Consider the following 18,511-nt stretch of genomic DNA (forward strand, 5'->3'; position numbering starts at 1 on the left):
CGGTCGATTACCTGCCTGGTCATGCCCGAGAGCACGCATCCGCCGATGCGTTTCCGGCCAGAAAGGGGGGGGTGAATATGCCAACAGAGTGGCCGGAAAGTCATGGTGACAGTGTTTCGGGAGTGGCGATACTCGAACGCCAGGGGCACTTCACCGCACAGGAGCCGCACGGAGAGCGAGGTCCGAGCCGCACACCAGCGAGGCGACGGGGGAGTGAGACGTGCACGACGAATTCCTGTGCCATGTCACGGCGTACGGCATGTGCGACGGCCGGCGCATCGGGGTACCGCTCGGCACCTATCGCGCGCCGACACTGGCCCTGGCCCTGTGGTGGCTGCGGGACCGGGCGTCCTGGATCGCCGAGCGCCTCGACCCCAGCCCGGAGAACCCCGCCTTCCCGGCGGGCGCGCTGGTGCCGGTCGCGGACACGGTCGCCGATGTGCCCGCCCTGCTGCGCGCCTGGTGTGCCGACGATGTCCGGCAGGAACGGGTGGCCGACGAACTGGCGGGCGGACGGCTGGTGCGGATCGCCGCCAGCGACGACACCACCGAGTACGAACTGCTCGCCGAGTCCGTCGACGCGCTGCGCATGCAGCGCACGCTGCCGGTGCTCGTCGTGCCCGTCGCCTGACACGTGTCCGTCCGCCCAGGGTCACAGGCCCTTGGCGCCGGGCGCACAGGTGAGCGAATCGGTAGAATTCTGGCCATGGCGGAGCGGTCGGTCGCCCCGACGGCGCCCGAACTCGTCCTGGAGACCGACACGGGCTCCACGGTCATGAGCCCGGGCCACGACTACCAGGTCGGACGTGACCCGGTGAGCGACATCGTCCTCGACGATGCCCGGGTCTCGTGGCACCACGCCGTGCTGCGCTGCGACCACGACCGCTGGACGCTGACGGACCGGCACAGCACCAACGGCACGTACGCCGACGGCCGCAGGATCGACGAGTGGGGCGTGCGCCCCGGCAGCGTGATCCGCTTCGGCAACCCCACCGACGGCCCCCGCGCCGTCCTCGCCGAAGTCCCGCCCCCCGCGCCCGACCGGCCCTCCGCGGTGTCGCTGCCCCTGCTGACCGGCACCTTCCGCCGGCCCGCCAGCGTCCGCCCGCTGCCCACGCGCACGGTCCGCATCGGCCGCGCCGCGGACAACGACCTCGTGGTGGACGACCTGATCGTCTCCCGGCACCATGCCGAACTGCGCGCCCGCGCCGACGGCTCGTACGAGATCGTCGACCTCGGCAGCCACAACGGAACCTACCTCAACGGCCGGCCGGTCACCCGCGCGGCCCTCGGCCCCGGGGACGTCGTGGGCGTCGGCCACTCCGCGTTCTGCCTGGTCGGCGCCGAACTCCAGGAGTACGTCGACACCGGCGAGGTGGCCCTCGACGTCCAGGACCTCACCGTCGCCGTCGACGACGGCCGCAAGGTGCTCCTCGACCACGTGTCCTTCCCGGTCGGCGAGAAGTGCCTGCTCGCCGTGGTCGGACCGAGCGGCGCCGGCAAGTCCACGCTGCTGAACGCCCTCACCGGGCAGCGGCCCGCCGACCGCGGCACCGTCCTGTACGACGGCCGTGACCTCTACCGCGACTACGCCGAACTGCGCCAGCGCATCGGCCTGGTGCCGCAGGACGACATCCTGCATCCGCAGCTCACCGTGCGCGCCGCCCTCTCCTACGCCGCCGAACTGCGCTTCCCCGAGGACACCGGCCGGGACGAGCGGCGCGCCCGGGTGGACGAGGTCATCCGGGAACTCGGGCTCGGACAGCGCGCCGACCAGCCCGTGCACAGCCTCTCCGGCGGTCAGCGCAAGCGGGTCAGCGTCGCCCTGGAACTGCTCACCAAACCCTCGCTGCTCTTCCTGGACGAGCCGACCTCGGGCCTCGACCCCGGCATGGACCGCTCGGTGATGCACATGCTGCGCGGCCTCGCCGACGACGGCCGCACCATCATCGTGGTCACCCACAGCGTCCTCAGCCTCGGCGTCTGCGACCGCCTCCTGGTGCTCGCCCCCGGCGGCAGGGTGGCCTACTACGGCCCGCCCGGCGACGCCCTGCCCTTCTTCGGCTTCGAGCAGTGGCCGGAGGCCTTCGAGGCGTTCGACCGCGACCCGGACCGCGACTGGGCGAAGGAGTACCGCGACTCGCCTTTCCACCGGCACTACATCACCGAGTCCACCACCCAGCCCCGCCACCCGGGCCCGGCCCCCGGCCCCCCGGCTCCGCCGCCGCGCCCGCGCCGCTGGGGCGCCCAGCTCGGCACCCTGGTCCGCCGCTACGCCGCCGTCCTCGGGGCCGACCGCACCTTCCTCGTCGTCATGATCGCCCTGCCGTTCGTCATGGGAGCCATGGCCCGGGCCCTCGCGGGCGGCCGGCTCGCGCCCGACACTGCGATGAACGCACTGCTCATCCTGTGTGTCGGCGCCGTACTGACCGGCGCCGCCAACGCGGTGCGCGAACTCGTCAAGGAACGCGTCGTCCACCAGCGCGAACGCGCCGTCGGCCTGCCACGTTCGGCCTATCTGATGTCCAAGATCGTGGTGCTGGGCACGATCAGCGTCGCCCAGGCCGTCGTCCTCACCCTCGTCGCCCTCCTCGGCGTCGACCTGAACACCCCCGGCGGCCGGGGCGTCCTGCTGCCGCCGCTCGCCGAGATCACCCTGGCCGTCGCCCTGCTCGCCTTCACCGCGATGATGCTCGGCCTGCTGGTCTCCGCGCTGGTGCGCAAGGAGGAGGTGACGATGCCGTTGCTGGTGCTGCTCGCCGTCGTCCAGGTCGTGTTCTGCGGAGCGCTGCTCAAGCTCAGCGGTGTGCCGGGCCTGGAACAGCTGTCCTGGCTCGTGCCCTCCCGGTGGGCGCTTGGCGCCATGGCCGGCACGGTCGGACTGTCGCGGATCGTCCCCGGCCGCCTGACCGACGACCCTCTCTTCCGGCACTCGGCGGGCGTCTGGCTGCTCGATCTGGCCATGCTGGTGGTGCTGGCCGCCGGGTACGGGTGCACGGTCGCCTGGCTGCTGCGCCGGCACGAGCCGGTCGTGATGCGGAAGTAGGCGGCGCCATGAAGAGCCCCGGGTTCCAGCCCACCCACGTGGTCCCCCCGCGCGGCCTGGCCGCCTGGGAGGCCCCCGACCCGGCCCGGCCCACCGTGCCCCTCGATCCGCTGCTGCCGGTGCGGCTCGTGGAGCGACGCGGCGACTGGGCCCACATCTGCTGCGCCAACGGCTGGGCCGCCTGGGTGGACGGCCGCCGGCTGGTCGCCGTGCCCGAGGACCCGCCCGCCGCCGAGGGCCCCGACGCCACCGCCGACCCACGCCCGCTGCTGGCCCGTGCCGAACAGGCCCTGGCCGCCTACCGGTCCGCGGTGGAGGAACTGGCCGCCGGCGCACTGGACGGCGAGGGCTTCGAGAACCGCACCCGGGGCCTCAGGATCGGGATCGTCGTCGACGGCGAGTCCATGTGGGTGTACGACCCCCAGGAAGGTGGGTGGATGTACGCCGACGGGCGGCGGCTGACCACCTACGCCCCCGACCGGGCGGTCACCGGCGAGGACGACACCGGGCACGCCCCGACCCGGCTGGTCGCACCCGAGGGTGAGCGCTGATGGCGCGCGAGACCAGCCTGTTCTCCGGCCGGCCCGCGGAACTGATCGGGCGGCACGTCGCGGGCTACCTGGTGCAGAGCGAGATCGGGCGCGGCGGCATGGCCGTCGTCTACCGCGCCCGCGACCTGCGGCTGGACCGCACGGTCGCCCTCAAGCTGCTCGCGCCCGAACTCGCCCGCAACGACACCTTCCGCAGGCGTTTCACCCATGAGTCCCAGGTGGCCGCGGCGATCGACCACCCGCACATCGTGCCGGTCTTCGAGGCCGGCGAGACGGACGGGGTGCTCTACATCGCCATGCGGTACGTCTCCGGCAGCGATCTGCGCCGTCTCCTCGACCTGCGCGGACCGCTGGCGCTGCCGGACGCCGTGCGGATCGCCGCGCAGGTGGCCTCCGCCCTCGACGCCGCGCACGAACACGGTCTGGTCCACCGGGACGTCAAGCCCGGCAACATCCTGGTCGCGGAGGGCATCGACAGCGACCACCCCGAGCACGTGTACCTCACCGACTTCGGGCTCACCAAGAAGTCGCTGTCGCTGACCGGGTTCACCAGCGTCGGACAGTTCGTCGGCACCCTCGACTACGTGGCCCCCGAGCAGATCTCCGGCCGCCCGGTCGACGGCCGCTGTGACGTCTACGGGCTGGCCTGTGTGGTGTACGAGAGCCTCGCCGGCCGTCCCCCCTTCCTGCGGGACGACGACATGGCCCTGCTCTGGGCCCACCAGTACGACGAGCCGCCCCCGCCGAGCGAGGCCCGCCCCGGCCTCACCCCGGCCGTCGACCCGGTCTTCGCCAGGGCCCTCGCCAAGAGTCCGGACGCCCGTTACGACACCTGTCTGGCCTTCGTCGCCGCCTTGCGCACCGCCATGGCGGACGCCCCGGACCCGTCCCGTCCCCGCCCCGCGGCCGGGCCCGACAGGGAGACGGACCACCCGACGGCCGGGGCCCTGCGGCCCCCGCACTGGGCGGAGCCGGTGTTCGGGACCTGAGGCCCCGAAGGCCGCCCCTCTACGGCCGGTCCACTTCTCCCCGGCGGTGCAGCGGGAGCGCCAGCAGGCCGCCCAGGAAGCCCGCGGCCAGACCCCACAGTGCGCCCAGCCCCACCGCCTGCCACAGCCGGGGCCTGAGGAAGAGCTCTCCGGACATTCCGCCGCCCAGGTCGCCGATGCCGAGCAGGGAGAGTCCGTAGTGCGCCGAGAGTCGGCCCGTCAGGCAGATCATCAGCACCGCCAGCGCCAGCGCCACGGCCAGGTGGACGGCGTGCTGCCACGGGCGGATCCGGGCCGGAGAGCGGGCCGCCATCCGGAAGGCCACGGCCGGCAGCAGGATCACGTTCACGACCAGCAACCACCACCACCGGCCGTCGTGCGCGGTGAGCGAGCCGAGGTTCAGCGCGGAGACGTCCGGGGTGCGCAGGATGACGTCCAGGACGTGCGGCATCGGCAGGCCGAACGGGCCGTCCACGCGGCCGTTCCACGTTGCCCCCATGCCGAGGGTGAGGGCCAGCCAGGCCAGGTTGGGCAGACCGAGGAGGATCAGCGCGAAGCTCGCCGCGGCGTGCCCGCGGGTGGCCGCCGTGATCAGCGCGATGACGAGGCCGACGACGACGTACGCGAGCAGTAGGACCACCGTCGCGTGCGCCGCCGGTCGCACCGACTCCTGGAAACGCAGCAGCCGCCCCGGCAGCGGCGCCCCGTACGCGACCAGCAGCGCCAGCAGCAGCACCCCGGCCAGCCACAGCAGGCCGAACAGCACCGTCAGCGGCACGTCCGTGGTGAAGCCGACCTTCGGCGCCACGTCGAACAGCCCGGTCAGGTCGCTGAGGGTGCCGCTGCCCACGTCGACGGCGAAGGTCTGCCGGGCGCCGAGGGCAAGGCCGATGAGCACGAGCAGCCACAGCACCGCGATCCGTGCCGCCCAGCCGGCCAGTTCACCGGCCGAGGCGACCGCGCGGTGCCGCAGCGGGCGCAGGAAGCCCGCGCCGACGACCAGGGCGCCGGCGAGGGTCACCGACAGGGGGATCACGGTGATCCCGGCCTGGGTCTGCGCCAGCACGCCCGCGTCGCCGGAGAGCTCCACGCTGCCGCCCACCGCCGTGACCAGGGTCGCGCAGACCACCCTCGGGAACGCGCCGTCCGGCAGGCCCGCCGCTCCTGCCGCCCACAGCCCGAGGGCCCCCACGAGCACCATGACGGCCAGCCCGGTCAGCACCGTGGCCACGGCCCGCGCCCAGCCGTGGTGGGCGGCGGGCCGCGTGGAGACGGTCGGAGCGCTCACGCCTGCCACGCTAAGCAGCCTCCGGGCGACGCGCCCGCCGGGTGGGCTGTCCGCGTCGGCTTGCGAGCCTCAGCACGGTGCGACACACAATGGGATCAATGTGCAGCCAGGTGCACCAAAAGGGATGTGACTGAGAAAAGCCGCGCATCTCGCCGCGCACCGCGGCGATCGCGACGGGAAGAAGTGCTCGTGAGCGCCGAACCTCCGTCTTCCGGCCACCCGACCGGACCGCCTTCCGGCCCGCTGTCGGGCTCCGCCCGGCCCCCCTCCGGACCGCCCCCCTCCGGACCGCCGCCCGCGGGACCGCCGGGCAGCGGCGCCGGATCCAAGGGGCCGCACGGGCCGTGGTGGAAGTCGGCGCCCCGCGTGGCAGCCCTGAGCACCGCCGTCGTCGCAGCCGTGGTCCTCGTGGTGGTCTTCACCCGTCCGGGTGGCGGATCGTCCGCCAGGGGCGGCGAGGTCTTCCTGCAGTCGGCCAACAGCAGTGGCCAGGACCCGTTCACCGAATCGACCGCGAAGCAGAGTTCCACCCCGCCCCCACCGCCGCCCTCCGCCTCCGCGGCGTCCTCGGGCACGGCCAACGCGGTGCAGGGGGTCGAGGGCGGGGCGCCCGGCCTGTACGGCGGCACCCAGAGCGCGCCCGCCTGCGATGTCGAGAAACAGGTCAAGGCGTTCCAGGCCGACCCGGGCAGGAACAAGGCGTTCGCCGCCGTGGCCGGCGTCCGGCCGTCCGGCGTTCCTGCCTATCTGCGCTCGCTGACCCCGGTCCAGCTGCGTGTCGACACCCGGGTCACCAACCACGGCTACCGCAACGGCACCGCCTCCGCCTACCAGTCGGTGCTCCAGGCGGGTACCGCCGTGCTGGTGGACGGCCATGGCGTACCCCGCGTCCGCTGTGCCTGCGGCAACCCGCTCGCCTCGCCGGTCGCCCAGAAGGCCGCGCCGAAGCTGGTGGGCACCCGCTGGGCCTCGTACCGGTCCTCGAACGTGGTCGTGGTGACACCCGCACCGACGGTGGTCAACGTCTTCGTGCTCTACGACGCCCACCGCCACGACTGGATCCAGCGCCACCGCGGCGACCACGACTGCCGGCACGACCAGCACGCAAGGCCGCCGGTCTCCCCGCACCCCTGGAACCCGCCGGAGCCGTGCCCGCCCTCGCCGGGTACGACCGGGACGCCGGGCGCCTCACCGAAGCCGTGCCGGTCCACGTCGGGCAAACCGAGCCCGTCGACGTCGGCCTCGCCCCCTTCGTCCTCTTCAACACCTTCGTCGTCTTCGTCCTCACCGACGCCGTCGAGTTCGCCCCCGACGTCCTCTTCGTCCTCGTCCTCTTCGTCCTCTACGTCGGAGTCGTCGGGGCCGGAGCCGTCGTCCGGGCCCTCCTCGGCCGGGCCGGCGTCTCCGTCCGGGGAATCCCCGTCGGCCGGGACCTCGAGCGAGCAGTCGTCCGAGCCCGGCGACTCGGCGGTCGCGTCCCCGCAGCAGGAGCCGGAGGGCTCGCCCTCGGCGTGAACGCGGGGCCTCCGCCGCGTGAGCATCGCCACTGTGCGCGGTGGGCGAACGCCTCGGGGGACTGCCGGGCCCGGCTCGGGGTACGAGGACAGATGCGACAGACGACCGGCCGGGCCGGGTATTCGAGAGAGACGGCATGACGAAGCATCTGGGCGGGGCAGTGATACCGACTGGTTTCGACGTACCCGTGGAGCCGCTGCGGCGGGCGGCTCACTACACCGGTGAACCCGGATGCATCGCCGAGGCGCGCGCGTTCGCGTCCCAGTTCCTGCAACAGCTGCGAACCGAGTGGTGCGCCACCGCCGACCGGCGCGCGGACGGCGAGCTGCTGCTGGTCGTGAGCGAACTCGTGACCAACGCCGACCGCCACAGCAACGGCCCGTACATCCTGGAACTGGAGGGCACGGACAGCGCGGTCACGGTGTCCGTCTACGACAGCAGCTCCGCCCTGCCCCTGCGCTACCCCAAGGACCCCGAACGCGTCGGACGGCACGGTCTGGAGATCGTCTGCGCCCTGGCCTCGGAGGTCACCGCGGAACACGTACCCGTCGGCAAGCGCGTGCGGGCCCGCTTCGAACTGCAGCCCTGAGGCGGCGGACGCGTCCGCCACCTCAGGGCCTGGCCGCTCTCCGCGCCGCCTCAGGCGCAGCCCAGCTCGCCCAGCATGCCCTCACGCAGCCGGGTGATGATCCGCTTGATCAGCCGGGACACGTGCATCTGGGAGCAGCCGAGCCGTTCCCCGATCTCCGCCTGGGTGGCCTCCTCGACGAACCGGAGATGGATGATCTGCCGGTCCCGCTCGCTGAGCTCCGCCATCAGCGGGGCGAGCGCGTGGAAGTCCTCGACGAGCCGCAGTCCCTCCTCCTCCACGCCGATGAAGTCGGCGAGGACCGCCTCGCCGTCCTCCGCGCCGTCGCCGGTGAGCGCGGCGTCGAGGGAGGCGGAGTTGTACCCGTTGGAGGCGAGCTGGGCCTCGACCACCTCGTCCTCCGAGATGTTCATGAGGGTCGCCAGCTCGCCCAGCGTCGGGTCCCGGTCCAGCCGGCTGGACAGCTCCTCGCGTGCCTTGGCCAGCTCCACCCGCAGCTCCTGGAGCCGGCGCGGCACGTGCACCGCCCATGTGGTGTCCCGGAAGAACCGCTTGATCTCGCCCACGATGTAGGGCAGCGCGAAGGAGGTGAACTCCACCTCGCGTGCCAGCTCGAACCGGTCGATGGCCTTGATCAGGCCGATCATGCCGGTCTGGACGATGTCCTCCATGTCGTCGCCGCGGCCCCGGAACCGTCCGGCCGCGAACCGGACCAGTGACATGTTCATCTCGATGAGGGTGTTGCGCGCGTACTGGTACTCGTGCGTGCCCTCCTCCAGTTCCGCAAGCCGGCGGAAGAACTGGCGGGACAACTCCCGTGCGTCACGCGGCGCGACGGACGCCGGGTCCGCGATACCAGGCAGTGATCCCTCGCCCGTCCTGTCCTGCTCGGTCCTCTCGGTGACCTCTGCTTCTGACCGGATCCCGGCGGTTTTCATTACCTCTCCCACGAAAGTCACGGTTTTTCCGTTTCCCACCATTTATGCCGGATACCCGAAATCCCGGCGTTCGAAGCGTGTCTGCGGTGCCGCTCACGGGGCGGGTACCCCCGGTCACGTCGTGCATGCACGCTTCGCCGCGGCGTGGCGCGAAACGGTCGCTGACCCGGGCGCTTGCCACGGTGGTTCGGTCACTTCTCGTGGAGCCGGCGGAAGAACGCCCGGACGTCCGGGACCAGCAGGTCCGGTTCCTCCAGGGCCGCGAAGTGGCCGCCGCGGTCGAACTCGGTCCAGCGGACGAGGTTCTCGGTGCGCTCGGCCTTGTGCCGCAGCGGCATCTGGGGGTCGGCCGGGAACACGGCCAGTGCGGTGGGCGCGGTCGACGGCTCGGCCGGCCGGGCGGCCCGCTCGCCCGTGACATGGGCCCGCTCGTAGTAGACGCGGGCGGACGAACCCGCCGTACCGGTCAGCCAGTACAGCATCACGTTGGTCAGCAGCCGGTCCCGGTTCACCGCCTCCTCCGGCAGCTCCTCGCAGTCCGCCCACTCCCGGAACTTCTCGATGATCCAGGCGAGTTGTCCGACGGGCGAATCCGTCAGGGCGTAGGCGAGGGTGTGCGGGCGGGTGGACTGCAGGGCGGCGTACCCGGCGCCGTCCCGCATCCAGGCGTCCCACCGGCGCCAGGACCGCAGCGTCCGCTCCCGTTCCTCGGGGCCGAGTGCGGCCAGCTCCTCCTCGGCCGGCTCCGTGGCCGCCTGTGCGCCGGGCAGCAGATTGAGGTGGACGCCGATCACCCGGTCCGGATGGACGCGGCCCAGCTCGCGCGAGATCGCCGCGCCCCAGTCGCCGCCCTGCAGTCCGAACCGCTCGTAACCGAGCCGCCGCATCAGCTCCACCCAGGCGTCGGCCACCCGGCGCGCCTCCCAGCCCCGCTCGGTGGTGGGCCCGGACAGCCCGAAGCCGGGGATGCTCGGCACGACGACGTGGAAGGCGTCGGCCGCGTCCCCGCCGTGCGATACCGGGTCGGTGAGCGGGCCGACCACGTCCAGGAACTCCGCGACGGAGCCCGGCCAGCCATGGGTGAGCATCAGCGGCGTGGCGTCCGGCTCTGGCGAGCGGACGTGGGCGAAGTGGATGTTGGCGCCGTCGATCGTGGTGGTGAACTGCGGCCACCGGTTCAGCTCGGCCTCGGCGGCGCGCCAGTCGTACTCGTGCCGCCAGTACCGGACCAGCTCCCGCAGATAGCCGGCCGGGACGCCGTACTCCCAGCCGGCTCCGGGCAGCTCGGCCGGCCAGCGGGTGCGGTCGAGACGGTCGTACAGGTCGTCGATGTCGCTCTGCGGGACGGACAGCCGGAAGGGTGCGATGCGTTCGGCAGGCGTGGAGGTCATGATCGGAAGGCTAGGCGGGACGCCGTTCACCCGCCCGGATTATTCGCCGGTCCGGCCGATGAGTTTCGCCGCGAGGACCAGTCGACCTACCTGACCGCGTTCCCCGCCCAGGAGGTACTCATGACCGCCGACGGATTCGTCACGTGTCTGTGGTTCGACGGCCAGGCCGAGGAGGCCGCCGAGTTCTATGTGTCGGTCTTCAAGAACTCCAGCATCGGCCGCGTCAGCCGCCACACCGAGGCCAGCCCCGGCCAGGCCGGTTCCGTGCTGGTCGTCGAGTTCACGGCCAACGGCCAGAAGTTCATCGCCCTCAACGGCGGCCCCGAGTTCACCTTCAACGAGGCCGTCTCCTTCCAGATCCTCTGTGCCGATCAGGAGGAGATCGACTCCTACTGGACCAAACTCACCGAGGACGGCGGCGAGGGCGGCTCCTGCGGCTGGCTCAAGGACAAGTACGGCGTCTCCTGGCAGGTCGTCTACGACCGGATGACCGAGCTGCTCGGCGACCCCGACCGGGAGAAGGCGGACCGCACCATGAAGGCCATGATGGGCATGGGCAAGCTGGACGTCGCCGCGCTGGAGAGGGCGTACGCGGGGGAGTAGCGGCCCCCACCCGGCTTCTCGGCCTTCACCCGGCCTCGGCGAGGATCTCGGTGATCACATGCCGGGAGTTCTCCGCCAGGGCCGGGTTGGTGTCCCAGTAGTACGGCAACTGGATCAGCGAGATCGACAGCGCCCAGCCCCGCCCCCGCGCCCATTCCGCGTCGTCCGCGCCGACGGCCTCGCGGAAGACGTCCCGGACGGAGGCGGGGAGCAGGTTCCAGGCCACGATCAGATCCACGGCCGGGTCGCCCACCCCCGCACAGCCGAAGTCGATGACCGCGCTCAGCAGGCCCGCCTCGACCAGCACGTTGCCGGGGGAGAGGTCCCCGTGGGCCCACACCGGAGGGCCGGTGTGCTCCGGGGCGCGCAGGGACCGCTCCCACAGGGCCGTCACCGCGTCGCCGTCGACCCTGCCGCCCAGTTCGGCGACGGCGGCGCGGGTGGGTTCGTCCCGGTCGCACAAGGGGCCGCCCCGGTACCCGGGCGGCCCGTCCTGAGGGGCGATCCGGCGCAGCGCGCGCACGAACGCCGCGAGGTCCTCGGCCAGCCGCTCCGGCTGCCCCACGGCGCCCGCCACCGGATTGTGTCCCTCCAGCCAGCGGTAGACGGACCAGGGCCACGGAAAGCCCTCGTCCGGCTCGCCCACTCCCACCGGCTCGGGCACGGCGACGGGCAGCAGCGGCCCGAGCCGGGGCAGCCAGCGCTGCTCGTGCGTCAGGTCCGGTACGGCGCCGGGCCGGCGGGGCAGCCGTACCAGCAGGTCGCCGCCCAGCCGGAACATGGCGTTCTCGGTCCCGGACGAGGCGAGGCGCCGTACCGGCAGTGCGGCCCAGCGCGGAAACCGGCGGGCGATCAGGCGCCGGACCAGCGGGGCGTCGAGGTCGACCTCGTCCGCATGCATCTTCGGCGGTCTCCGGCTGTCATGAGCACTCATCGGAGCCCATGACAGCGCCTCGGCGCCCTCGCTGTCGACCGGATTTCCCTGACGCGCCTTCCCGGCTCAGACCCGGTCGGCCGCGATCAGCAGGTACTGGAAGCTGCCGTTGCGGTAGGCGTCGAGGAAGGTGTCCTCGATGCCCGTGACCAGGTGGCCGGCCTGCTTGCGCAGTTCCCAGTAGGGGATCGTGGCCTCGGTCAGGTCCTCGACGTGGACCGGCACCAGACGGTTGCGGGCCATCGCCCTGAAGTACTCCGAGCGCGGGTGGATGTCACAGATGTAGTGGGCGTTGATCAGCGACACCTCGCGTGAGGCTCGGCCGTAGGTGTCGTTGTAGCAGCCGGTGATCGTCACATAGCGTCCACCGCGGCGCAGCAGCCGGGCGTGCTCGGCGAACAGCAGCTCCAGTTCGACGTACATCGTGGACTCGTTGTTCCACGAGGCCGCGTACGCACCCGATTCGAAACCGGTGTCCAGCATGTTCCGGTGGTGGTAGCGCACCTTGTCGGCGACTCCCCGCTTGCGGGCCATCTCGTTGGCGAAGTCGGCCTGCTTGGCGGAGATGGTGACCCCGTCGGCGTGGCAGCCGTGGCGTAGGTTCGCCACGATGCTGCCGCCGCCCCGGCCACAGCCGGCGTCGAAGACCCGGTCGGCGGGCGTGAGCGAACCGAGGTGGCGGGCCAGCAGCTCGGCCTGGGCGTGCTCCAGGCGGTGCAGCTCGGTGGTGATCCGCTCCTTGCGCAGCTCGGGGTCGGGCTCGTCGAGCACCGCCCAGTCGGCCTCCCCGATGCCGTAATGGTGGTGGTAGAGGTCGTCGATCTTTCCGAGTTCGAGGTTGACCGGGTTCTCCTCGGCGTTCCAGTAGTCCGCGACGCGGTTCTGGTACGTGGACTGGGTCGGCACCGGAGTTGACGCGGTGATCTTCCGGGCGACAGGGGCGGTGGTCAACAGTTGCTCCTCGAGGTGTTTCTGATGGCGCTTCAGTTGAGCGGGTGGGGGGTCTACCAGTAGTCGGGCAGGTGGTATCGGTGGGTGTTGGTGGCGTGCCACTCGTGGTTGCCCGAGACCCACGCGGCCAGGCCCTCGGCGTACCGCGCGACCAGCGGTGAGGTGGCCGACAGGGCGGCGGACTCCTCCTCGAAGGCCTCCATGATCCGGTTGTGGATCTCGACGGACTTCAGATAGGCCGCCTTCAGCCCGCGCCGGTCGTTGGCCGCGACCACCTGGGGCAGGTTGAGGTGGTCCGGGTCGCTCGCCAGCTCCTTGGTGAACGAGTACAGGTCGTTCACGATCGTGGTCGCGTTGCAGGCGAGGGCGGTGATCCGCTGGATCTCCGGGCGGGCGTAGACCTGTTCGGGCAGTTCGTAGCCGTCCACGGCGTCGATGAGCGACAGGCAGGGGCGGAAGTTGTTGAACTGCCGCATCACCAGGTACTCCCAGACGCGCGGCGTGTACTTGGTCTCCATCCAGGCCGCCTCGCCCAGGTAGCCCATGTGCAGCCGGGCCATGTCGTGCACGAACCGGCCGGTCTGGCTGGGGGTGGCGAAGGTCGCGAAGTCCGCCAGGGCGAAGTGGTACGAGCGCAGCGGACCGTCGGCCTGGATGCCCTCGCGCCACTCCGCTTCCAGCTCCGGGACGCCGTGGTAGGGATCCAGCGCCGACTGGGCGATGATCAGCGGGCCGCCGAGACCGCGCCGTGATCCGCCCCGGCCCTCGTCCTCCTCGCAGTAGCAGGAGTCCACGATGTTCTCGGCGAGCAGCAGCTTCCCGGCGGCCGTGAGGCGGTCCAGGTCGAGGCCGCCCGGATGCTGGAGTGCGACGGCCCGGCCGAACTGGAAGCCGGAGAAGTCCCCCTTCCACGCCTCGGGGAACAGGTCCAGCTCGCGGGCCCAGGCCTCCAGCCTGCGGTCGATCTCGGCGGCCTTCTCGGGGTCGGCCGGTACGGCCGGACGGTGGTGCAGTCCGGGGATGACCCCGGTGCGCCGGGCGGGGCGCAGGCTCCGGGCGATATTCGGCGGCCCGGGCAGGACGTAGGAGTCGGTGGATGCGTTCATGGTTGTGTTCTCCAGGCCGTCAGTCGGCGGTCCGGCCGAGCTGGACGTTCTCCAGGACTCCCGCCGCGTCGGGGACGAGGATGGCCAGCGAGTAGTAGGCGGTGACCAGATAGTTGATGACGGCCTGCTCGTTGATGCCCATGAAGCGGACGTTGAGACCCGGCTGGAACTCCTCCGGGATGCCGGTCTGGTAGAGACCGATGACGCCCTGGTCCGCCTCTCCCGTGCGCAGCGCGATGATGCTGGTGGTGTGGTTGTCACTGATCGGGATCTTGCTGCACGGGTAGATCGGCACCCCGCGCCAGGCCGGCACCTCGTGCCCGTCGACGCTCGCCGTGCCGGGCACCAGACCGCGCCGGTTGCACTGCCGGAAGAACGCCGCGATCGCCTTGGGGTGGGCCAGGAACACCTTGGTCCTGCGCCGCATGGACAGCAGCTCGTCCATGTCGTCGGGCGTCGGCGGGCCGGTGAAGGAGCTGATCCGCTGCCCGTAGTCGATGTTGTGCAGCAGCCCGAACTCCCGGTTGTTGACCAGCTCCCACTCCTGGCGCTCGCGGATCTCCTCGACCGTGAGGCGCAGCTGCTGCTGGGTCTGGTCCATCGGGTTGTTGTAGAGGTCGGCGACCCGGGTGTGCACCCGCAGCACGGTCTGGGTGAGGGACAACTCGTACTCGCGCGGGGTGAGTTCGTAGTCCACGAAGCCGCCCGCCAGGGTCTCCTCGCCGACATGGCCGGCCTGCACCGGAACCTCGGCCTCGCCCTTGCGGTTCATCGGCAGCCGCTGCCGGTCGACATAGGCCTGGAGATGGGCGCCCAGCGACGGCACCCGGTCGATGACCTCCTCGACGACGGCCCAGGGCAGGGCCAGCACCACGCCCGCGGTCTCCGCCCGCACCGAGGTGAGCCACAGCGGGTCGGACTGCCCGACCGCCTCGTCGCCCATCTGGTCGCCGTCGGTGACGACCCCGACGATCTCCTCCTCGCCGTACTTGCCGGCCGTGTACCGGGTGAACCTGCCGTGCACCACCAGATAGGCCTCGGTGACCGGCTGTCCGGCCTCGAACAGCACCTGTCCGGCGCGTACGTCGCGGCTCTGGAAACGGCCGGCGATCTCGGTCAGCACGTCCAGGTCGTCGTAGCCGCGCAGGATCGGCAGTTCGGTGAGCGTCTGCGGAATGACCCGGATGTCGTCCCCGCCGTTGTGCTCGAAGCTCACCCGGCCGCGCCCCGTGCGCAGTTGGAGGCGCCGGTTGACCCGGTAGGTGCCGCCCTTGACATCCATCCACGGCAGCGTCTTCAGCAGCCACCGGGAGGTGATGGCCTGCATCTGCGGTTCGGACTTGGTGGTCGTGGCGAGCTGGCGTGCCGCCCGGGTGCTCAGGCTGGTGAGCTGCCGGTCTGCGGTCGGATCGGGTTCGGGCTCGTCTACGGCGGAACCGACGACGCTGTCCGGTGTGGACACATTCCCTCCAGCAGAGAGGTGAACAAGGGGGGCCTGAAGAGTCGGTGGTGCGCAAGGTGACGGTGCGCTGGGACCAGCCAAACAGCCTTGGTGATCTCCGGGATACGGCGCAAAGGGGGCGGTTGCGTGCCTTGGTTGCGTAAACCCATGATTCGGGGTGGAAAAAGGCGCGCTTCTTGATCACGCGCTGGTGGTCCGCTCCTGCGCCCGGGCTCCGGGACGGCCCGGATCAGGGCCGATCGTTCACCAGCACCGCGGCCCCGTCGAAGCGCCCGGCCTTCAGGTCCCGCAGCGCTCTGGGGGCCTCGGCGAGCGGATAGGCGTGCGTGGTCGCGTGGACGCCGTACCGGGCCGCCAGGGTGAGGAACTCCCGCCCGTCCGCCCGGGTGTTGGAGGTCACGCTGCGCAGCTCCTTCTCGTAGAACAGGTCGCTCTCGTAGCGCAGCGGCGGCACGTCGCTCAGGTGGATTCCGGCGAGCGCCAGCACCCCTCCGCGGTCGAGGGCGCGCAGCGCCACGGGGACCAGTTCGCCGGCCGGGGCGAACAGGATCGCGGCGTCCAGCGGCTCCGGCGGCGGCTCGCGCAGGTCCCGCGCGGAGGCGGCACCCAGCTCCAGGGCCAGCCGGCGGGCAGCCGGTTCCCGGGTGATCACGTGCACGGTGGCACCCTCGGCGAGAGCGATCTGCGCGCACAGGTGCGCGCTCCCCCCGAAGCCGTACAGGCCGAGCCGGCCGCCCTTGGGCAGCCCGGTCCTGCGCAGCGCGCGGAACCCGATGATCCCGGCGCACAGCAGCGGCGCCGCCGCCACGTCGTCCAGGGCGCCGGGCAGCCGGTAGGCGAAGCCGGACGGGACGGTGGTGTACTCGGCGTAGCCGCCGTCGGCGTCCCAGCCGGTGTACTCCGAGCGCGGGCACAGGTTCTCGGCGCCCCGGGCGCAGTACGCGCACACCCCGTCGGTCCGGCGCAGCCACGCCACGCCCACCCGGTCACCCGTGGCGAAGTCGCCGGCCCCGGATCCGGTGCGCGCCACCACGCCGACGACCTCGTGCCCGGGCGTCACGCCGGGCCGGTGCACCGGGAGGTCACCCTCGGTGACGTGCAGATCGGTCCGGCACACCCCGCAGGCACGCACCCGCACCAGCAGCTCGTCCACGCCGGGCAGCGGCAGCAGCCGCTCCACGAGCCGCAGCGGATCCCCCTCGACGGGCCCGGGCCGCACGACGGACCAGGCCCGCATCGTCGGCGCCGTCATCGTGTCCGCCCTTCCGGAGCAGCGGTTCCCGTACCCAGTGTCCGACGGTCCCGCGTTCGGCGCGCGGGCCGACCGCGGGCTGGCTAGCGTGAGCATCCGGGGGCAGCACAACACCAGGAGGACCGCGAGCATGGCCGTTCAACCCGAGGGAACGCCCTGTTGGGCCGATGCGATGTTCAGCGACGTCGAGGGAGCCAAGCGTTTCTACGCCGACGTCCTCGGCTGGACCTTCGGCGAGTCGTCGTCGGAGTACGGCAACTACACGCAGGCCTATGTGGACGGCAAGGCGGTGGCCGCGGTCGTCCCGCCCATGCCCGGCCAGGAGGGCCAGTCGCTGTGGTGCCTGTACTTCGCCTCGCCGGACGCCGCCGCCACCGCGGACAAGATCCGCGAGAACGGCGGCGAGGTGCTCATGGAGCCGATGCAGGTCGGCGAATTCGGCACGATGTGCCTGGCCCGTGAGCCCAGCGGAGCCGTGTTCGGTGTCTGGCAGGGCGGCACCCACGAGGGCTTCGAGGCGACGGCCGTTCCGGGCGCCTACTGCTGGGCCGAGGTCTTCACCCGTGAGCCCGAGAAGGCCGACACCTTCTTCTCCGCCGTCTTCCCGTACCGCATGAAGCAGATCGAGGACCAGGCCGTCGACTTCCGGATGTTCGACGTGGGCGAGGACACCGTCCTCGGCCGGATGCGGATGACCGACGACTTCCCGCCCGAGGTGCCGTCGTACGTCAACGTCTACTTCACCGTCGACGACTGCGACGAGGCCGTGGCGCGCGCCACCAAGCTCGGCGGTGTCCTCCGGTTCGGGCCGATGAGCAGTCCCTTCGGCCGGTTCGCGGCCCTCAGCGATCCGCAGGGCGCGAACTTCTCCGTGATCGACATCACGACCACCGAAGGGGAGATGCCGACCGTCACGGACGTCTGACCGCTCGCCCGGACCTGGCCGCCCGGACCGGGCCGCCCGCGGGACGACGCGGGCACGGCCGCCCGCGCGGCCATGGCATGATCGGGCACATGCGTGAACGTGTGGTGGCCGCGTGCGACGGGGCTTCGAAGGGAAACCCCGGACCGGCCGGATGGGCGTGGGTGATCTCCGACGACGAGCGGACCGCCGCCCGCTGGGAGGCGGGCCCGCTCGGCCGGGCCACCAACAACGTCGCCGAACTCACCGCACTGGAGCGGCTGCTCACAGCCGTCGAGCCGGACGTGCCGCTGGAGATCCGGATGGACTCCCAGTACGCGATGAAGGCCGTCACGACCTGGCTGCCCGGCTGGAAACGCAACGGCTGGCGGACCGCGGCCGGCAAGCCCGTCGCCAACCAGGAGCTCGTCGTCCGGATCGACGCGCTCCTCGACGGCCGGACGGTCGACTTCCGCTACGTTCCGGCCCACCAGCTCGACGGTGACCCGCTGAACGACTTCGCCGACCGCGCCGCCAGCCAGGCCGCCACCGTCCAGGAGGCGGCCGGCAGCGCGCTCGGCTCCCCCGAGCCACCGGCGTCGCCCGACACCGCGAAGGCGGCCGCACCGCGCAGGAAGGCGCCCCGCGGCGCCGGCGGCGGAACGTCCTCCCGCACGATCAAGGCGAAGTTCCCCGGCCGCTGCCTGTGCGGCCGCTCCTACGCGGCCGGCGAGTCCATCGCCAAGAACGCGCAGGGCTGGGGCCACCCGGAGTGCCGGACCGCCGAGGCCTGACCGGCCGCCCTCAGCTGTCGAAGGTGTAGAACTTCGTGTGGTCCAGCAGGTCCGCCGGACGCACGTCGTTCCACGGCTTCATCGTCTCGTCCAGGTCCACGACGTCCGGCGTGCCACCGCCCGGCACGTAGGCCGCGCCCGGGTGCCGCTGCTGCCACTGCGCCCACAGCTTGTCGACGAAGGCGTGGTGCAGCCAGAACA

At 71.9% G+C, this 18,511-nt stretch carries 17 protein-coding genes and 1 pseudogene; 9 read left to right on the forward strand and 9 right to left on the reverse strand.

The window, feature by feature from the left end:
- Positions 1-220 precede the first annotated feature (220 nt).
- From ACZ7HQ_RS18385 to ACZ7HQ_RS18400, 4 genes are all read left to right on the forward strand, one after another.
- Positions 221-631 (forward strand): hypothetical protein, encoded by a 411-nt coding sequence (locus ACZ7HQ_RS18385; protein WP_470990635.1) that lies wholly within the window; start codon positions 221-223, stop codon positions 629-631.
- Between the two features lie 75 nt (positions 632-706).
- On the forward strand, positions 707-3,046 hold the full coding sequence (locus tag ACZ7HQ_RS18390) for an FHA domain-containing protein (protein WP_470990637.1): 2,340 nt from the start codon (positions 707-709) through the stop codon (positions 3,044-3,046).
- 8 nt (positions 3,047-3,054) lie between these two features.
- Positions 3,055-3,597 (forward strand): hypothetical protein, encoded by a 543-nt coding sequence (locus ACZ7HQ_RS18395; RefSeq protein ID WP_470990639.1) that lies wholly within the window; start codon positions 3,055-3,057, stop codon positions 3,595-3,597.
- The gene (locus tag ACZ7HQ_RS18400) at positions 3,597-4,586 is read left to right on the forward strand and encodes a serine/threonine-protein kinase (protein ID WP_470990641.1); all 990 of its coding nucleotides are present in this window, start codon (positions 3,597-3,599) and stop codon (positions 4,584-4,586) included. The genes ACZ7HQ_RS18395 and ACZ7HQ_RS18400 overlap by 1 nt, the downstream gene beginning before the upstream one ends.
- Positions 4,587-4,605: 19 nt before the next feature.
- On the opposite strand, the gene ACZ7HQ_RS18405 is transcribed toward ACZ7HQ_RS18400, so the two are convergent.
- The gene (locus tag ACZ7HQ_RS18405) at positions 4,606-5,874 is read right to left on the reverse strand and encodes a streptophobe family protein (RefSeq protein WP_470990643.1); all 1,269 of its coding nucleotides are present in this window, start codon (positions 5,872-5,874) and stop codon (positions 4,606-4,608) included.
- Positions 5,875-6,063: 189 nt separating this feature from the next.
- Between ACZ7HQ_RS18405 and ACZ7HQ_RS18410 the strand changes: the two genes are divergently transcribed.
- A complete protein-coding gene (locus ACZ7HQ_RS18410; protein WP_470990645.1) occupies positions 6,064-7,389 on the forward strand; it encodes a DUF6777 domain-containing protein in 1,326 nt (441 codons plus the stop codon).
- 136 nt (positions 7,390-7,525) lie between these two features.
- Positions 7,526-7,978: an ATP-binding protein gene (locus ACZ7HQ_RS18415; RefSeq protein WP_470990647.1), complete on the forward strand. Its 453-nt coding sequence runs from the start codon at positions 7,526-7,528 to the stop codon at positions 7,976-7,978.
- 50 nt (positions 7,979-8,028) lie between these two features.
- Here ACZ7HQ_RS18415 and ACZ7HQ_RS18420 read toward each other — a convergent pair whose 3' ends face one another.
- Positions 8,029-8,916: an RNA polymerase sigma factor SigF gene (locus ACZ7HQ_RS18420; RefSeq protein ID WP_470990649.1), complete on the reverse strand. Its 888-nt coding sequence runs from the start codon at positions 8,914-8,916 to the stop codon at positions 8,029-8,031.
- Between the two features lie 191 nt (positions 8,917-9,107).
- Positions 9,108-10,307 (reverse strand): epoxide hydrolase family protein, encoded by a 1,200-nt coding sequence (locus tag ACZ7HQ_RS18425; RefSeq protein WP_470990651.1) that lies wholly within the window; start codon positions 10,305-10,307, stop codon positions 9,108-9,110.
- Between the two features lie 120 nt (positions 10,308-10,427).
- On the opposite strand from ACZ7HQ_RS18425, the gene ACZ7HQ_RS18430 reads away from it, so the two are divergent.
- Positions 10,428-10,910: a VOC family protein gene (locus tag ACZ7HQ_RS18430; RefSeq protein WP_470990653.1), complete on the forward strand. Its 483-nt coding sequence runs from the start codon at positions 10,428-10,430 to the stop codon at positions 10,908-10,910.
- A gap of 25 nt (positions 10,911-10,935) precedes the next feature.
- Here ACZ7HQ_RS18430 and ACZ7HQ_RS18435 read toward each other — a convergent pair whose 3' ends face one another.
- The 5 genes from ACZ7HQ_RS18435 to ACZ7HQ_RS18455 all read right to left on the reverse strand — a co-directional run bounded on the left by ACZ7HQ_RS18435 (position 10,936) and on the right by ACZ7HQ_RS18455 (position 16,600).
- Complete coding sequence (locus tag ACZ7HQ_RS18435) at positions 10,936-11,811, reverse strand: aminoglycoside phosphotransferase family protein (RefSeq protein WP_470990655.1); 876 nt, start codon at positions 11,809-11,811, stop codon at positions 10,936-10,938.
- A gap of 99 nt (positions 11,812-11,910) precedes the next feature.
- A complete protein-coding gene (locus tag ACZ7HQ_RS18440) occupies positions 11,911-12,795 on the reverse strand; it encodes a geranyl diphosphate 2-C-methyltransferase (RefSeq protein WP_470990657.1) in 885 nt (294 codons plus the stop codon).
- Positions 12,796-12,848: 53 nt separating this feature from the next.
- On the reverse strand, positions 12,849-14,012 hold the full coding sequence (locus tag ACZ7HQ_RS18445; protein ID WP_470990714.1) for a family 2 encapsulin nanocompartment cargo protein terpene cyclase: 1,164 nt from the start codon (positions 14,010-14,012) through the stop codon (positions 12,849-12,851).
- Positions 13,921-15,363: a family 2B encapsulin nanocompartment shell protein gene (locus ACZ7HQ_RS18450; protein ID WP_470990659.1), complete on the reverse strand. Its 1,443-nt coding sequence runs from the start codon at positions 15,361-15,363 to the stop codon at positions 13,921-13,923. Before ACZ7HQ_RS18450 ends, ACZ7HQ_RS18445 begins: the two co-directional genes overlap by 92 nt.
- Positions 15,364-15,592: 229 nt before the next feature.
- Positions 15,593-16,600, reverse strand: coding sequence for a zinc-binding alcohol dehydrogenase family protein (locus ACZ7HQ_RS18455; RefSeq protein ID WP_470990716.1), 1,008 nt, complete (start codon positions 16,598-16,600; stop codon positions 15,593-15,595).
- 145 nt (positions 16,601-16,745) lie between these two features.
- Between ACZ7HQ_RS18455 and ACZ7HQ_RS18460 the strand changes: the two genes are divergently transcribed.
- Together ACZ7HQ_RS18460 and ACZ7HQ_RS18465 are read left to right on the forward strand one after the other, a co-directional pair.
- Entirely contained in the window at positions 16,746-17,540 is a 795-nt protein-coding gene (locus ACZ7HQ_RS18460; RefSeq protein ID WP_470990661.1) for a VOC family protein, read from the forward strand.
- A 77-nt stretch (positions 17,541-17,617) separates the two neighbouring features.
- Positions 17,618-18,310, forward strand: a complete 693-nt coding sequence (locus ACZ7HQ_RS18465) for a ribonuclease H family protein (protein WP_470990663.1) — start codon at positions 17,618-17,620, stop codon at positions 18,308-18,310.
- 10 nt (positions 18,311-18,320) lie between these two features.
- Here the strand turns inward: ACZ7HQ_RS18465 and ACZ7HQ_RS18470 are convergent.
- Positions 18,321-18,511 (reverse strand): annotated as a pseudogene (locus tag ACZ7HQ_RS18470) (tyrosinase family protein); the annotation flags it as partial.

This window comes from Streptomyces sp. NPDC037290, assembly GCF_055603245.1.

What these genes read in the sequence shown, in the direction of transcription:
- ACZ7HQ_RS18390 (WP_470990637.1), top strand. Translation starts at nt 707, where the DNA reads ATGGCGGAGCGGTCGGTCGCCCCGACGGCGCCCGAACTCGTCCTGGAG.
- ACZ7HQ_RS18395 (WP_470990639.1), top strand. Translation starts at nt 3,055, where the DNA reads ATGAAGAGCCCCGGGTTCCAGCCCACCCACGTGGTCCCCCCGCGCGGC.
- ACZ7HQ_RS18400 (WP_470990641.1), top strand. Translation starts at nt 3,597, where the DNA reads ATGGCGCGCGAGACCAGCCTGTTCTCCGGCCGGCCCGCGGAACTGATC.
- ACZ7HQ_RS18415 (WP_470990647.1), top strand. Translation starts at nt 7,526, where the DNA reads ATGACGAAGCATCTGGGCGGGGCAGTGATACCGACTGGTTTCGACGTA.
- ACZ7HQ_RS18420 (WP_470990649.1), bottom strand. Translation starts at nt 8,916, where the DNA reads ATGAAAACCGCCGGGATCCGGTCAGAAGCAGAGGTCACCGAGAGGACC.
- ACZ7HQ_RS18425 (WP_470990651.1), bottom strand. Translation starts at nt 10,307, where the DNA reads ATGACCTCCACGCCTGCCGAACGCATCGCACCCTTCCGGCTGTCCGTC.
- ACZ7HQ_RS18430 (WP_470990653.1), top strand. Translation starts at nt 10,428, where the DNA reads ATGACCGCCGACGGATTCGTCACGTGTCTGTGGTTCGACGGCCAGGCC.
- ACZ7HQ_RS18435 (WP_470990655.1), bottom strand. Translation starts at nt 11,811, where the DNA reads ATGCATGCGGACGAGGTCGACCTCGACGCCCCGCTGGTCCGGCGCCTG.
- ACZ7HQ_RS18455 (WP_470990716.1), bottom strand. Translation starts at nt 16,600, where the DNA reads ATGCGGGCCTGGTCCGTCGTGCGGCCCGGGCCCGTCGAGGGGGATCCG.
- ACZ7HQ_RS18460 (WP_470990661.1), top strand. Translation starts at nt 16,746, where the DNA reads ATGGCCGTTCAACCCGAGGGAACGCCCTGTTGGGCCGATGCGATGTTC.
- ACZ7HQ_RS18465 (WP_470990663.1), top strand. Translation starts at nt 17,618, where the DNA reads ATGATCGGGCACATGCGTGAACGTGTGGTGGCCGCGTGCGACGGGGCT.